Consider the following 15450-nt stretch of genomic DNA (forward strand, 5'->3'; position numbering starts at 1 on the left):
TCCCTAGATCGATAGCGACAATGGCAACGTTGTTCATGGCAATAGCCTCCGAAAGACACCCTGTGAAAGCTTAGAGAATGATCACAGGGTGTGAGGGGGGAGCCATTTCATTAGTGGTTCTCGGCCGCACACAAAATATGTGTCTGACAAAGATTCAGTGTGGGAGCGAGCTTGCTCGCGATAGCGGTTTAAGCAGCGCTGGAGATGTCCTTGGGCAACCGCTGATCGATGACCTGATAAAGGGCACTGCCTTCAGGCCAATTGCGCATGAACCGCGCGCGATCCCTTGCATACGCCGGGGAGAAGCTACCGAGGGAGCCGTGCTGGCGCATCGAATCGAGGTCGATCAACGCCCAGCGATCCTGCTGCCAGAACAGGTTATGCCCCTTGAAGTCGCCATGACTGATGCGTAGACGAATCAACTCGGCGAACAGATGATCCAGTGCCACCAGCTCGGCTTCCGGTGGATCACCACGCTCCACATACGGCGCAAAACGCTCGATGATGTCCGGACCCGGCAGGTACTCGGTGACCAGGTAAGCCCGGCTACGCAGCCACAGGAAACGCTTTTCCAGCAAGGCCAGCGGCTTGGGCGTGGCAATCCCGAGGAACGCCAGGCGGTTGCCTTCACGCCATGAATGCCAGGCCCGGCTCGGGCGCCAGAAGCGCTTGAGCCAGTGGGCAAAACCCTTGATGTTGTAGCGCTTGATCACCAGCGTGCGGCCATCCACCTCGACCTTGCCGACGCTCGCCGCACCGCCGGTCTTGTACAGGAGCCCTTGATCGAGCAAGGCATCGGCCTGCTCCAGCACAGGCACCATCGACGGAACTTCCTCGCGGCGAATCGCCCGCAACCCGAAGGCTCCACGCTGGACGCTGAATAGCGTGCACTCGCGGCCGACCTTGATCAGGAAGTCCTTGAGGCGCCAACTACGGACCTTGTCGATCTGCTTCTGCAACGCCTCCATGGGCAAGGCGTGCTCGCCGTTGCTAAGCAGGTAATACACCAGCAACTCTTCAATGAAGGGTTCAATCGACTTCGGCAACTGGGCGAAGAACACCCCGAGGTTTTCCAGAACCTTCTGCCGGGACAGCGGCTGACCAGCTGTCTCGCAGCAGATACCTGCGCCATCGATCAGGTACAGGCGACCGCCCTGACGCAGCAAATTGTCCAGGTGCAGGTCTTCCTGCCACAGGCCCTTGCGATGCATCTGGCCGATCGCGCCCAACGCCTCGGCCAGTACCGCCCCTTGCCCATCGGACAGTACGGGCTGCTGCTCCACCTGTTTCCAGGTGTCACCCAGGCTTTCGGCATGCTCAAGGAAATCAAACAGCAGCCAGCCACCTTCGCCGTCCTTCAGGCCATCGGCCAACAGCTGCGGCGTGGTCAGCCCCTGGGCAGAGAGCAGGCGCACGCCATCGAGCTCACGCTGAAAATGCCGTGCAGCCTTGCTGCCAACCAGCAACTTGGCCAACACCGGCCGGCCACGCCAGACGCCGGCACCGACATAACGCTGCCCCGGCAACACCCGCAACAGGCTCAGCAGTTGCAGCTCGGCGGGGCCGGCGGCGTCGGCCAGCGAAACGCTCAGCGGCAAAACGGGATTGCGGCCTGCGGTCTTCAGTTCTGATAAACGCATCAGCGCGGCCTCTTTTGGCTGCGCCGCGCAGTCAATCGCTGCAGCCAGCTATCGATCAGCGAGCTGTCCTGCGGCTGATCCAGATAGGCGGCCAGCAATTGCCGCAGTTGCGACTCGCCCCACTCGGGCGCACGGCGCGTCAGCGGCTCCAGGTCCTTGATTCGGTCACGCTGCCCGTACAGCAGCGGCCGGGTCTTTTCCAGGTCGATCAATTGAGCCTGATAGCCGTTGCCGGTGGCGCGCATGAAAATGTGCTTGGGATAGAAGCACCCATGCACCTGGCGTGCGGCGTGCAGCTGCCGGGCCAGTTCGCCACTGGCCTTGAGGATTTCCGAGTGCTGCTCAGGGCTCAATTGAGTCCAGCGCTGCAACAGCGAGTCGAGGTCGTCCCAACCGTCCAGCGCACGGGTCAGCAGGATCGCACGAACCTCGCCATTGACCTTGCGCTCCCCGTAGAACACCGCTTCGAGCGCCGGAATGCCCATCTTCCGGTAACGGGAGATGTTGCGAAACTCGCGAGCGAAACTCGGCTCGCCGAACGGTGCGCGCAAGGTGCGGGTCAAGTAGTTGCTTTGACGCTTGAGGTAGAAGCCATGACCTTCCAGATCCAGCCGAAACACACTGCTCCAGCCGCCGCCAACGGTGTTGGGTTCGTCCACCGCATCGAGCTGTTTGGTCCAGAGCGCCTCGAACGTGCCGAGGCCATGGCGTTCAAGCAGCGCACGGTCTTCAGCGGCCAGAAAATCAGTCATTCGCGTCCCTCGAAAAATCTCACCACATGCCGGATACGTTTTTTGTCCGCAGCGTTGAGCCGGGTCCGGTTGCGGTATTGCAGGTAAAAGCGCAGGCGCTGTGTAGCCGACAATTGATATTTGGCGACCTTGTCCAGGCACGCCAGATCCTTGGTAATACGGTACTTGAGCCAGAAACCGCGCCAGAAATCGCCGTTGGGGCAATCGATCAAAAACAGTCGAGCCTGATCGTCGATCAGCAGGTTGCGCCACTTCAAATCATTATGGGTGAAGCGGTGGTCGTGCATGGTCCGGGTGTATTGGGCCAGCTGACGACTGACGGTATCGACCCAGGCGCGGTCCGACAGCTTCGGATCTCGACGTTCGGCCAGTGCCGACAAGTCCTCGGTGTCCGGCAGCTCTCGGGTAATCATCGCGCCGCGAGCGTAGGCCACACCGCGCCGCTCCAGCCCCCAGGCCACCACTTCGGCAGTGGGGATACCCCACTTGGCAAAGCGCTTGAGGTTCTGCCATTCCATCTTCACCCGAGGCTTGCCCAGGTAACGCCGCAAGCCTTTGCCGGCGCCCACATACCGTTTGACGTAATAGTTGACGCCATTGCGCTCGACACGGATGACCTCCGAGAGCACGTCACGGGTCAAACGCTCGCCTTGCAGCGCAAACACAGCCTCGAGGCTGCCGAAGTCATCGGCCAGCTCGCTGTAGGCCGGCTCCAGTTTCCAACCCGACATCAGAGCGCATCCCCGTATCGCTGTTTACGCTCGTAGAGCTTGTTGGCCTTGCCGTCGAGCCATGCCAGCAAAGCTGCCTCCTCACACAGGATCTGTCGTAGCGGTTGCTGGAAATAGCCTTTGAGGAAACGCAGCTTGTCGCGGCGGGTCAGGCCGATGTCCAGTGCGGAAAAGTACAGAGCAGCCAGGTCCTTGTTGCGCCAGCGCAAGGTGATCGCCGGACGGGTCTGGGCACGGTGCAGGTCGATCACCGAAAGCTTGAAGTCGTCGGCGGTCACCGGTTTGTCGGTGTGCAGCAGGAAATGGCAGATGTAGCAGTCGCGGTGGTTGACCCCGGCGCGGTGCATCATGCCGGTCATGCGCGCGACTTCGGCGATCAGTGCGCGCTTGAGTTTTGGCTCCGGTGGCTGCCGGGTCCAGTTGATGCTGAAATCTTCCAGGCTGACCGTCGGCGCCAGCTCTTCGGTGACGATGAACGAATGTTGATCGGCCGGGTTACGGCCTTTCTCGCCATACGCGACGGCGGTCATGGTCGGCACGCCGACTTCCTGCAGACGCTGAATCGCCTTCCACTCCTGACCGGCACCCAGTACAGGAAGCTTGGCCGTCAGCAGGTTCTTGAATATTTCGCCCCAGCCGATGCCACGGTGGATTTTCACGAAAAACCCGTTGCCGTCGACTTCCGTGCGTAATGTCCGGCGTGCTTCCAGCTCGCGGTACACCTCGCCCTTGAGCCCCTCGACTTCGGCGAACGGGTCGCGTCCGGCCCAGAGGCTCTTGAACGGTTCAGCCAGCATCAACTTCATTTAAGCGTGCTCCGCCAGAATCACATCCGCCGCGTGCTGCGGCATGCTGTAGAGGTCGGCCGTTTCGGCGAAGGCCAGACCGTTGCGGCTCCAGGCCGCCCTTGCTTGAGCGTCGTTCAACATGCCGGTCAGGTACTGCGTCAGCTGTGCCTGATCGAACGGTTCGTCCAGCACCAGGCCAGCATCGGCCTCGGCGATGTAATGGGCGTAACCGCACACCGCGCTCACCAGCACCGGCAAGCCGGCCACCAGGGCTTCGAGCAGCACGGTGCCGGTATTTTCGTTGTACGCCGGGTGGATCAACAGATCGGCACCCAACAGGAATCGCGGAATGTCACTGCGCCCTTTGAGGAACGTGACGTTGTCGCCCAGCCCCAAGGTTGCGCTCTGCATCTGGAATAACTTGGGGTCATCCTGGCCAATTACAAACAGCCGGGTGCGCTTCTTGAGATCAGCGGGCAATGCCGCCAACGCCTTGAGGCTGCGATCGACGCCCTTGGTCTTGAACCCGGAGCCGATCTGCACCAGCAGCAGTTCATCGTCCTTGAGATTGAATTCAGCGCGGAACCCGGCACGAATTTCATCCGCATCGGCCGGCCGACGACGATCCTGGGCGATACCCGGTGGCAGCAGGTGAAAGCGCTCCAGCGGCGTGTCGTAATGCTTGATGAACAGCGGTTGCTGGACCTCGGAAATCATCAGCACTTCGGTTTTCGCCTCTTTGGCAAACACCGCCCGCTCGTATTCGGCGAAGTGCCGATAGCGGCCCCAACGGCGATACAGCGAGTTACGCAGGTTCTGCGCCTTGTCTTCGAAACAGCCGTCGGCGGCGTAGTAGACGTCCAGGCCCGGCATCTTGTTAAAGCCGATCAGGCGGTCGACCGGGCGCTTGGCCAGGTCCGCGTCCATCCATTCGCTGAGCTTTTCGTTGCGCCGATGGTTGAAGAACGCCTTGACCGGCGCCACCAACACTTCGAAACCCGGCGGTACGTCACCTTCCCAAATCAGCGTGTAGACGCGAATCTGATGGCCGCGCTTCTGGCACTCCAGGGCGATTCGCATGAAATCGCGCTGCAAGCCGCCAAATGGAAAATACTTGTACAAGACAAATGCCAATTGCATCAGCGCAGCTCCTCAGCCATTAACAACGTGCTCAGTCGGCTCGCGACACGCTCGGGATTCAGACGCGTGAAGCACAACGGCCACTCGCGCTTCAGGTCAAACTGACGGGCATCTTCAGCCGTCGGTTGATAAGTGCATTTCTTTTGCAGGCACGGCGCACAAGGGAAGTCGCTGGCCAGGTGAATCTGCACCTTGCCATAGGCGCCGGTCAGACCCGGATTGGTCGGGCCGAACAGCGACAGCGTCGGTACATCCAGCGCAGCGGCCAGATGGCCCAGGCCGGTGTCCACCGCCACGCAGGCTTGCGCGCCCGCCAGTACCTTGCCGACACCGGCCAGGTTCAGTTTGGGTAACACCTCGGCGTGTTTGAAACCGGCTGCGATGCGCTCGGCCCGGGCCTTCTCCAGTGCATTGCCCCACGGCAGTTTCACCCCTACGCCCAGGTAGCCGACCCGCTCGGTCAGCTCACGCCAGTACGCTTCGGGCCAGTGCTTGGTGTCCCAGGTGGTGCCGTGCAGAAATACCACGTACGGATTCTTGCGCGGCAATTCCACCAGGCGCTCGATATTCAGACCGTAGTCACCCAGGCCTTTGGGCAAGTCATAGCCCAACGCGATGGCGAACAACTGACGCACTCGCTCCACCGCGTGCTGCCCGCGGGCAACGGCCAGGCGTCGATCGTAAAAACGCGCAGCGATGGGCTCGCGCGCCGAGCTTTTATCGAGGCCGGCCACCGGCGCCTTGACATAACGGGTCAGCCAGGCGCTTTTCAGCAAGCCCTGGGCGTCGATCACCAAGTCATATTTCGTGGCGCGAACGCTTTGCTTGAAGCGCTTCCACTCACCGCTCTTGATGGTCTGCCAGATGTTCTTGCGCCAGCGACGTATCGCCACCGGAATCACCTTGCCCACCGCTGGATGCCAGGTCGGGATCTCGGCAAAGCCTTCTTCCACCACCCAGTCGAATTTGATGCCGGGGATCGCCCGCGCCGCGTCGGTCAACGCCGGCAACGCATGAATGACGTCGCCCAGCGAAGAAGTCTTGATCAACAGAACCCGCAAGCTATTTGACCTCGACCGGAGTGCCTTGCAACCGCTGCAGGGCTTCGTTCACCGCTTGCGGCATGAGTTGGCGCAAGCAGTTGTAATGGCCGAAACGGCAGGTGCGGTCGAAGCATGGGCTGCATTCGATGCCCAGGCGAACGACTTCGACGTGCTCGGCCAACGGTGGCGTGAAACCTGGCGACGTCGAGCCGTAGACTGCCACCAATGGGCGATTCAGGGCGGCGGCAACGTGCATCAGGCCGGAGTCGTTGGACACCACCGCATCGGCGCAGGACATCAGGTCGATGGCTTCGGCCAGCGAGGTGTCGCCGCTGAGGTTGACCGATTCTTCACGCAGGCCGGGAATCAGCCGCGCGCGGATGTCTTCGCCCACGGCGTGGTCGTTTTTCGAACCGAACAGCCAGACTTGCCAGCCTTCGCGGATCTTCGTTTCGGCAACCTTGGCGTAATGCTCGGACGGCCAACGCTTGGACTCACCAAACTCGGCGCCGGGGCATAGGGCCAACACCGGGCGATCGAGGGTCAGGCCGAACTTGGCAAGCGCCGCTTCGCGTGTAACCGGGTCGATCTGCAGGCTCGGACGTGGATACGGCTTTGGCAACTCAACGCCCGGCTCGTAAGCCAGGGCCATGAACCGCTCGATCATCAGCGGATAACGATCCTTGTCTAGCGTGCGCACGTCATTAAGCAGGCCATAGCGAAACTCGCCACGCCAGCCGGTGCGCTTCGGGATGCTGGCAAAGAACGGCACCAGCGCCGATTTCAGGGAGTTGGGTAACAGGATCGCCTGGTCGTACTGGCCTGCCAGGGATTTGCCGATGCGCCGACGCGTTGCCAGTTCCAGGACACCGTGACCGAGCGGAAAGCTCAAGGCCTGGCGAACTTCGGGCATGCGCTCAAGAATCGGCCGGCTCCACTCGGGGGCCAGCACGTCGATTTCGCATTGCGGGTGGCGTTGTTTCAGACACTGGAAAAGTGTCTGCGCCATCACCATGTCACCGACCCAACTGGGCCCAACGATCAGAATTTTCATGTGGTTTCCATAAACGAACCGGGGAGGCCTACGCCTCCCCGCCTCGAAAATTCTACAGAACAACGCAAATCTACTGTAGGAGCGAGCTTGCTCCGGGCGGCGATCCGACGATGAACCTGAAACCCCTCAGGGTGTCAGGCTCGCCGCGTTATCGTTAACGACCATCGCGAGCAAGCTCGCTCCTACAGGGAATATTGGCGTATCAAATATCCCGTTTCAGCTTAGCCCCAGCTCACACCAGATCCGCATGACCTGCCGCCGTTCGTCCGCGAACTGATCGCCAGGAATCACCCCGGGGTCCTTCTGCAAGGCCTGCCGGTGGGCGGCGGAACGATACGCTTTATACGCTTCACGCAACAGGCTGGCATCTTCGACGGGCATCAGCCCTTCATGCTCCAGCTCTTCCAGAATGCGGATGTTGTCCGTCCAGCGCAGCAATGGCGGGTGTGTTTCGGACCACGCCAGGGCCGCGTATTGCACCATAAATTCAATATCGACGATACCTCCGGCGTCCTGCTTGATATCGAACGGCGCCGTGGCTTCGAAGGCATTTGTCCCGGTGCCGGCCGCGGTGCTCTTGCTGCCGAGGTTATCGCGCATCTTGGCGCGCATCTCGCTGACTTCCTGGCGCAGGGTCGGCAGATCACGTGTTTTGCCCAATATCGTGGCACGGACTTTCTCGAAGGCCTGGCCGACATCCTGACTGCCCACCAACACCCGCGCGCGCACCAATGCCTGATGCTCCCAGGTCCAGGCCTCATTTTCCTGATAGCGGGCAAACGCGCCCAGGGAACTCACCAGCAAGCCCGACGCCCCGGACGGTCGCAGACGCATGTCCACTTCATACAACTGCCCGGAGTTGGTCTGCGCTGTCAGCAAGTGAATGATCCGCTGCCCCAATCGGGTGAAAAATTGCGCGCCATCAATGGGTTTGATGCCATCGGTTTCAGCCTGCGGATCGCCATCGTGGATGAACACCAGGTCCAGGTCCGAACCATGCCCGAGTTCCAGGCCGCCGACTTTCCCATAACCGACAATGATGAAGCCGGGATCGCACAAGGTGCCATCCGTGCGCAGCGGCGTGCCGTACTTGGCCACGGTTTGCCGCCAGGCCAGTGCCAGCACTTGCTCCAGGATCGCCTCGGCGAGCCAGGTCAGGTAATCGCTGACTTTCATCAGCGGCAGGCTGCCGGCGATTTCCGAGGCGGCCACTCGCAAGCGGTGCGCCAGCTTGAAATGGCGCAGAGCTTCCATTTGCTGTTCGAGGTCGTCCTCGGGAATCCGTGTCAGGCGCTCGCGCAACTCTGCCGCCAGTTCTGGCGCCAATGGCGGTTTGAACAGCCGGCCTTCGTTGAGCAACTCATCGAGCAGCAGCGGGAAGCGGGTGATTTGCTCGGCAATCCACGGGCTCGCCGCGCACAGCGTCAGCAAACGCCGCAACGCACTGGGGTTCTCGGTCAACAGCACCAGGTACGCGGAACGACGGGCCACGGCTTCGACCAGCGGCAACACCCGTTCCAGTACCAGATCCGGATTGTCATGTTCCACGGCCTGTGCCAGCAAACGCGGAATAAAAGCATCGAGACGTTCGCGACCCAGACGCTGCATCGCCCTCAATTGCGGGCTGCCGCGCAAGCCAGCCAAGGCTTTCAAGGCTTTTGGGGCATCCTTGAAACCACCCTCTTCAAGTTGACGGCAGGCGGCCTCATCATCCTGAGCCTCTTCCCACAGCGGCAACCACTCACCGCCGACCACCACTTCGCTTTCGGCGCCCTGCTCCTCATCGGGATCGGCGATCACCTGCCCGAAGTGCCAGGCCACTCGGCCGCGCCAATACATCAGTTGTTCGTGGAACGCCGTCCAGTTCGCGAAGCCCAGCATAAAGGCAATGCGCGCCTGATCCTGCTCTCCATCGGGCAACATTTGCGTCTGGCGATCGGCAATCGCCTGAATCGCGTGTTCGGTGTAACGCAGGAATTCGTAACCTTCACGCAGCTCGCTGATCACGTTCGGAGGCAGATAACCCTGACCTTCCAGCGTGCTCAGCACCTTTAATAGTGGGCGCTGCTGCAAGCTCAGATCGCGGCCGCCGTGGATCAACTGGAACGCCTGGGCAATAAACTCGACTTCGCGAATACCGCCGGAACCGAGCTTGATGTTGTCGGCCATGCCCTTGCGCCGCACTTCCTGCTGGATCAGCTGCTTCATGGTGCGCAGCGCTTCAATGGCCGAGAAGTCCAGGTAACGCCGGTAAACGAATGGCCGCAGCATCTCTTGCAGTTGCGCGCCGGCTACTTGATCCCCGGCCACCACCCGCGACTTGATCATCGCGTAGCGTTCCCAGTCGCGCCCCTGGTCCTGGTAATACTGCTCCAGCGCGTTGAAGCTCAGCACCAGCGCGCCCGCCGAACCGTAGGGACGCAAACGCATGTCGACGCGAAATACAAAGCCGTCGACGGTCATCGGGTCCAGGGCCTTGATCAGCCGCTGGCCCAGACGGATGAAGAACTCCTGGTTATCCAGCGGGCGTTTGACGCCAACTGTTTCGCCACCCTCGGGATAGGCAAAAATCAGGTCGATGTCCGATGACAGGTTCAGCTCCACGGCACCGAGCTTGCCCATGCCGAGAATGACCATCTGCTGCGGCTCGCCGCTGCGCCGCCCGGTCGGCACGCCGAACTGCTGGCAATGCCGCACGTACAACCATTGATAGGCCTGATCGATGCTGGCATCGGCCATGTCCGAAAGGTCGCGGCAGGTCTGGATCAAATCGGCCTGGCGGGTCAGGTCGCGCCAGATGATCCGCACCTGATGGCGTGCACGCTGGCGGCGCAAGGCGCGGCCAAGCTGATCATCGGTCTCGGCCACGTTCGCGGCGGCAGCGATCTGCCCGCACAACTCACCGGGAGCGAAGCCGCGGTCCAATTCGCCGGACTGCACCAGCCCCAGCAACATCAAAGGGTCACGAACACACTGTTCAATCACGAAATCGCTGGCGGCGGTGACGCGGGCAAATTGCGCCCAACGCTCCGGCGTCCAGGCAGACAGCCCGTGGTCATCGTCCAGAGCGGCGACGGCAGCGCGGAACGACTGCTCGGCACGGGTGACAAACGGCAGGAGAATGGCGGGCAGTTCGGCAAGCGAGGGGAGGCTCATGGTCTATCCTTGATCGGCGTGCAGCGGGCTGCATGTAGTGGTTTTCGAAAACCCACTACCTGAGGGAGTGTCGAACAAAAGTTAGAAATAGCTGAAATTTCTTTTATTTTGGCAGCCAGCATCAAGCTTTTACCTTTTGTAGTTGGAAAAAGACCAACCTTAACGATTATTCTCACAACGCAGCCGGGGGCCACAAGCCGCTCTTCTGTAGTTTTACTACTCGTATATACATTAGACGGGCTGAAATGCCGGATGATTTGTAGTAAAACTACACGCCGCCGGAACAACCTGTCGGCAATCCAAGAATTCATAACGTCTGCCCACAAGGCCAGTCGCTAACTCAGGCAACCGATTCTGGTAGCCTTTCCGCCCTGGAGCAAGCCATGCAAGACCTCGATCCCGTCGAAACCCAGGAATGGCTGGACGCCCTGGAATCGGTTCTCGACAAAGAAGGCGAAGACCGTGCTCACTATTTGATGACCCGTATGGGTGAACTGGCGACCCGCAGCGGTTCGCAGTTGCCTTACGCCATCACCACGCCTTACCGCAACACCATCCCGGTAACCCACGAAGCACGCATGCCTGGCGACCTGTTCATGGAACGCCGCATTCGCTCGCTGGTACGCTGGAACGCGATGGCCATGGTAATGCGTACGAACCTGAAGGATTCTGACCTCGGCGGTCACATCTCCAGCTTCGCCTCCAGTGCGACCCTGTATGACATCGGCTTCAACTACTTCTTCCAGGCCCCGACCGAAGAACACGGCGGCGACCTGATCTACTTCCAGGGCCACACCTCGCCAGGCGTTTACGCCCGCGCATTCATGGAAGGCCGCATCACCGAAGACCAGATGAACAACTTCCGCCAGGAGGTCGACGGTCAGGGCCTGTCGTCCTACCCGCACCCTTGGCTGATGCCTGACTTCTGGCAGTTCCCGACCGTATCCATGGGTCTGGGCCCGATCCAGGCGATCTACCAGGCACGCTTCATGAAGTACCTGGAACACCGTGGTTTCATCCAGCCAGGCAAACAGAAAGTCTGGTGCTTCCTGGGCGATGGCGAGTGCGACGAGCCGGAATCCCTGGGCGCTATCTCCCTGGCCGGCCGCGAGAAGCTGGACAACCTGATCTTCGTCATCAACTGCAACCTGCAGCGCCTCGACGGCCCGGTTCGCGGCAACGGCAAGATCATTCAGGAACTCGAAGGCGTGTTCCGCGGTGCTCAGTGGAACGTGACCAAAGTCATCTGGGGCCGTTTCTGGGACCCACTGCTGGCCAAGGACGTCGACGGCATCCTGCAACGCCGCATGGACGAAGTCATCGACGGCGAGTACCAGAACTACAAAGCCAAAGACGGCGCGTTCGTACGTGAACACTTCTTCAACACGCCAGAACTCAAGGCGATGGTCGAAGATCTGTCCGACGACGAGATCTGGAAACTCAACCGTGGCGGCCACGACCCGTACAAGGTCTACGCGGCGTACCACGAAGCGGTCAACCACAAAGAACAACCGACCGTCATCCTGGCCAAGACCATCAAGGGTTATGGCACCGGTGCCGGCGAAGCGAAGAACACTGCGCACAACACCAAGAAAGTCGACGTCGACAGCCTGAAGTTGTTCCGCGACCGCTTCGACATCCCGGTCAAGGACGATGAACTGGAAAACCTGCCATTCTTCAAACCGGAAGAAGGCAGCGCCGAAGCCCGTTACCTGAGCGAGCGCCGTACCGCACTGGGCGGCTTCGTACCTCAGCGTCGCGCCAAGAGCTTCAACATCCCGACCCCGCCACTGGAAACCCTCAAGGCGATCCTGGACGGCTCGGGCGACCGCGAAATCTCCACCACCATGGCCTTCGTGCGGATCCTCGCGCAACTGGTCAAGGACAAGGAAATCGGTCCACGCATCGTACCGATCATCCCGGACGAAGCCCGTACCTTCGGTATGGAAGGCATGTTCCGTCAGCTGGGCATCTACTCCTCCGTCGGCCAGCTCTATGAGCCAGTCGATAAAGACCAGGTGATGTTCTACAAGGAAGACCAGAAGGGCCAGATCCTCGAAGAAGGCATCAACGAAGCGGGCGCCATGAGCTCCTTCATCGCTGCCGGTACTTCGTACTCCAGCCACAACCAGCCGATGCTGCCGTTCTACATCTTCTACTCGATGTTCGGCTTCCAGCGTATCGGCGACCTGGCCTGGGCCGCTGGCGACAGCCGCACCCGTGGCTTCCTGATCGGCGGCACCGCCGGCCGTACCACCCTGAACGGTGAAGGCCTGCAACACGAAGACGGTCACAGCCACCTGCTGGCCGCGACCATCCCGAACTGCCGCACCTACGATCCAACCTACGGCTACGAGCTGGCGGTGATCATTCAGGACGGCATGAAGAAGATGACCGAAGAGCAACAGGACGTCTTCTACTACATCACCGTGATGAACGAGTCGTACCAGCAGCCAGCCATGCCGGCCGGTGCCGAAGAAGGCATCAAGAAAGGCATGTACCTGCTCGAGGAAGACAACCGCGAAGCGGCGCACCACGTTCAGCTGATGGGCTCCGGCACCATCCTGCGTGAAGTCCGTGAAGCAGCGAAGATCCTGCGTGAACAGTTCAACGTCGGCGCCGACGTGTGGAGCGTTACCAGCTTCAACGAACTGCGTCGTGACGGCCTGGCCGTTGAGCGCACCAACCGTCTGCACCCTGGCCAGAAGCCTAAGCTGAGCTATGTGGAAGAGTGCCTGAACGGCCGTCAAGGTCCGGTCATTGCCTCTACCGACTACATGAAACTGTTCGCCGAGCAGATCCGTCAGTGGGTACCGTCCAAGGAATTCAAAGTCCTGGGCACCGACGGTTTCGGCCGCAGCGACAGCCGCAAGAAACTGCGTCATTTCTTCGAAGTTGACCGTCATTTCGTGGTGTTGGCAGCCCTGGAAGCACTGGCTGATCGTGGCGATATCGAACCTAAAGTGGTGGCTGAAGCCATCGCCAAGTTCGGGATCGACCCGGAAAAACGCAACCCACTGGACTGCTGAGGAGAGATTCTGTGAGCGAACTCATTCGCGTACCTGACATCGGCAGCGGTGAAGGTGAAGTAATTGAATTGTTTGTGAAGGTCGGCGACCGTATCGAAGCCGACCAGAGCATCCTGACACTTGAGTCGGACAAGGCGAGCATGGAAGTGCCTGCGCCGAAGGCCGGTATCATCAAGAGCCTGAAAGTGAAACTGGGCGATCGCCTGAAAGAAGGCGACGAACTGCTGGAGCTGGAAGTCGAAGGTGCCGCTGCTCCAGCCCCTGCGGCTGCTGCGCCAGCTGCCAAAGCTGAAGCCAAACCGGCCGCCGCACCTGCGCCGGCGGCGCCTGCTGCCGCACCGGCTGCTGCCAGCGTTCAGCAAGTGCACGTGCCGGACATCGGCTCGTCGGGCAAGGCTCAGATCATCGAGATCCAGGTCAAGGTCGGCGACACCGTCGCGGCTGATCAGTCGCTGATCACCCTGGAATCCGACAAGGCGAGCATGGAAATCCCGTCGCCTGCCGCTGGCGTGGTCAAGGCCATCAGCGTCAAGCTCAACGACGAAGTCGGCACTGGCGACCTGATCCTGGACCTGGAAGTGGCGGGTGCTGCTGCACCGGCTGCTGCTCCGGCCCAGGCTGCCGCTCCGGCACCCGCCGCTGCACCTGCTGCTGCCGCCGCCCCGGCCGCTCCAGTGGCCGACAGCGTTCAGGACATCCATGTTCCGGACATCGGTTCGGCGGGCAAGGCCAAGATCATCGAAGTCCTGGTCAAGGCCGGCGACACCGTTGTGGCCGACCAGTCGCTGATCACCCTGGAATCCGACAAGGCAAGCATGGAAATCCCGTCGCCAGCCGCTGGCGTGGTGGAAAGCGTTTCAATCAAGCTCGATGACGAAGTCGGTACCGGCGACCTGATCCTCAAGCTGAAAGTCAAAGGCGCCGCTCCTGCTGCACCTGTTGCTGCGACCGCACCTGCCGCTGCTGCTCCAAGCGCTCCGGCTCCAGCTGCTGCTCCGGCTGCCGCTGCTCCTGCTGCTGCCCCGGTTGCTGCTCCAGCCAAGCCTGGCGCCAAAGTTCACGCCGGCCCTGCCGTGCGTCAACTGGCCCGCGAATTCGGCGTCGAGCTGAGCGCCGTTGGCGCCAGCGGCCCGCACGGTCGCATCCTGAAGGAAGACGTGCAGGTTTACGTCAAAGCCATGATGCAGAAGGCCAAGGAAGCACCGGCCGCTGCTGCTGGCGCAACCGGTGGCGCGGGCATCCCGCCGATTCCGGTCGTGGACTTCAGCCGCTTCGGTGAAATCGAAGAAGTGCCGATGACCCGCTTGATGCAGGTCGGCGCCGCCAACCTGCATCGCAGCTGGCTGAACGTACCGCACGTGACGCAATTCGACTCGGCGGATATCACCGAGCTCGAAGCGTTCCGTGTTGCCCAGAAAGCCGTTGCAGAGAAGGCCGGCGTCAAGCTGACCATCCTGCCGTTGCTGCTCAAGACCTGCGCGCACCTGCTCAAGGAACTGCCGGACTTCAACAGCTCGCTGGCGCCAAGCGGCAAAGCGATCATTCGCAAGAAATACGTGAACATCGGCTTCGCCGTCGACACCCCGGATGGCCTGCTGGTACCGGTCATCAAGAACGTCGACCAGAAGAGCCTGCTGCAATTGGCCGCCGAGGCTGCTTCCCTGGCTGAAAAAGCCCGGACCAAGAAGCTCTCGTCGGACGAGATGCAAGGCGCCTGCTTCACCATTTCCAGCCTCGGCCACATTGGCGGCACCGGCTTCACGCCGATCGTCAACGCGCCGGAAGTGGCGATCCTCGGTGTTTCCAAGGCAACCATTCAGCCAGTCTGGGACGGCAAAGCCTTCCAGCCGAAACTGATGCTGCCGCTGTCGCTGTCCTACGATCACCGCGTGATCAACGGCGCCGCTGCTGCACGCTTCACCAAGCGTCTGAGCGATCTGCTGGGCGACATCCGCACCATGCTCCTGTAACACCGACCGGCCCTCCTTCTCCGGAGGGCCGGTTGCGTTCCACGTTTCCGAGCGCCACGCTCGTACCTCAACCCCGCCAATTTGGCGGGGCTTTTTTTGCCTGAAGTTATTACTTAAAACGTCTTCCTACATTTGTGGCTGATACCG

At 60.9% G+C, this 15450-nt stretch carries 10 protein-coding genes; 2 read left to right on the forward strand and 8 right to left on the reverse strand.

Annotated elements, in window-relative coordinates:
- Positions 1-188: 188 nt before the first annotated feature.
- The 8 genes from AC3WTM_RS10625 to glnE form a co-directional block, all read right to left on the reverse strand.
- Positions 189-1640 (reverse strand): lipopolysaccharide kinase InaA family protein, encoded by a 1452-nt coding sequence (locus tag AC3WTM_RS10625; protein ID WP_102671099.1) that lies wholly within the window; start codon positions 1638-1640, stop codon positions 189-191.
- The gene (locus AC3WTM_RS10630) at positions 1640-2392 is read right to left on the reverse strand and encodes a lipopolysaccharide kinase InaA family protein (protein ID WP_057712286.1); all 753 of its coding nucleotides are present in this window, start codon (positions 2390-2392) and stop codon (positions 1640-1642) included. The genes AC3WTM_RS10625 and AC3WTM_RS10630 overlap by 1 nt, the downstream gene beginning before the upstream one ends.
- On the reverse strand, positions 2389-3123 hold the full coding sequence (locus tag AC3WTM_RS10635; protein WP_102671100.1) for a lipopolysaccharide kinase InaA family protein: 735 nt from the start codon (positions 3121-3123) through the stop codon (positions 2389-2391). Before AC3WTM_RS10635 ends, AC3WTM_RS10630 begins: the two co-directional genes overlap by 4 nt.
- A complete protein-coding gene (rfaP, locus tag AC3WTM_RS10640) occupies positions 3123-3929 on the reverse strand; it encodes a lipopolysaccharide core heptose(I) kinase RfaP (protein WP_102671101.1) in 807 nt (268 codons plus the stop codon). The genes AC3WTM_RS10635 and rfaP overlap by 1 nt, the downstream gene beginning before the upstream one ends.
- Complete coding sequence (locus AC3WTM_RS10645) at positions 3930-5051, reverse strand: glycosyltransferase family 4 protein (protein WP_102671102.1); 1122 nt, start codon at positions 5049-5051, stop codon at positions 3930-3932.
- The gene (waaC, locus tag AC3WTM_RS10650) at positions 5051-6112 is read right to left on the reverse strand and encodes a lipopolysaccharide heptosyltransferase I (protein WP_057712290.1); all 1062 of its coding nucleotides are present in this window, start codon (positions 6110-6112) and stop codon (positions 5051-5053) included. The genes AC3WTM_RS10645 and waaC overlap by 1 nt, the downstream gene beginning before the upstream one ends.
- A gap of 1 nt (position 6113) precedes the next feature.
- A complete protein-coding gene (gene waaF / locus AC3WTM_RS10655) occupies positions 6114-7148 on the reverse strand; it encodes a lipopolysaccharide heptosyltransferase II (RefSeq protein ID WP_102671103.1) in 1035 nt (344 codons plus the stop codon).
- A 216-nt stretch (positions 7149-7364) separates the two neighbouring features.
- Positions 7365-10304, reverse strand: coding sequence for a bifunctional [glutamate--ammonia ligase]-adenylyl-L-tyrosine phosphorylase/[glutamate--ammonia-ligase] adenylyltransferase (gene glnE, locus AC3WTM_RS10660; RefSeq protein ID WP_102671104.1), 2940 nt, complete (start codon positions 10302-10304; stop codon positions 7365-7367).
- Positions 10305-10687: 383 nt separating this feature from the next.
- Here glnE and aceE point away from each other — a divergent pair, with 383 nt between their 5' ends.
- The gene (gene aceE, locus AC3WTM_RS10665) at positions 10688-13333 is read left to right on the forward strand and encodes a pyruvate dehydrogenase (acetyl-transferring), homodimeric type (protein ID WP_057712293.1); all 2646 of its coding nucleotides are present in this window, start codon (positions 10688-10690) and stop codon (positions 13331-13333) included.
- A gap of 11 nt (positions 13334-13344) precedes the next feature.
- Positions 13345-15303 (forward strand): dihydrolipoyllysine-residue acetyltransferase, encoded by a 1959-nt coding sequence (gene aceF / locus AC3WTM_RS10670; RefSeq protein ID WP_102671105.1) that lies wholly within the window; start codon positions 13345-13347, stop codon positions 15301-15303.
- Positions 15304-15450: the final 147 nt, after the last annotated feature.

It is taken from the genome of Pseudomonas sp. EU05-FHT14B02, assembly GCF_058791055.1.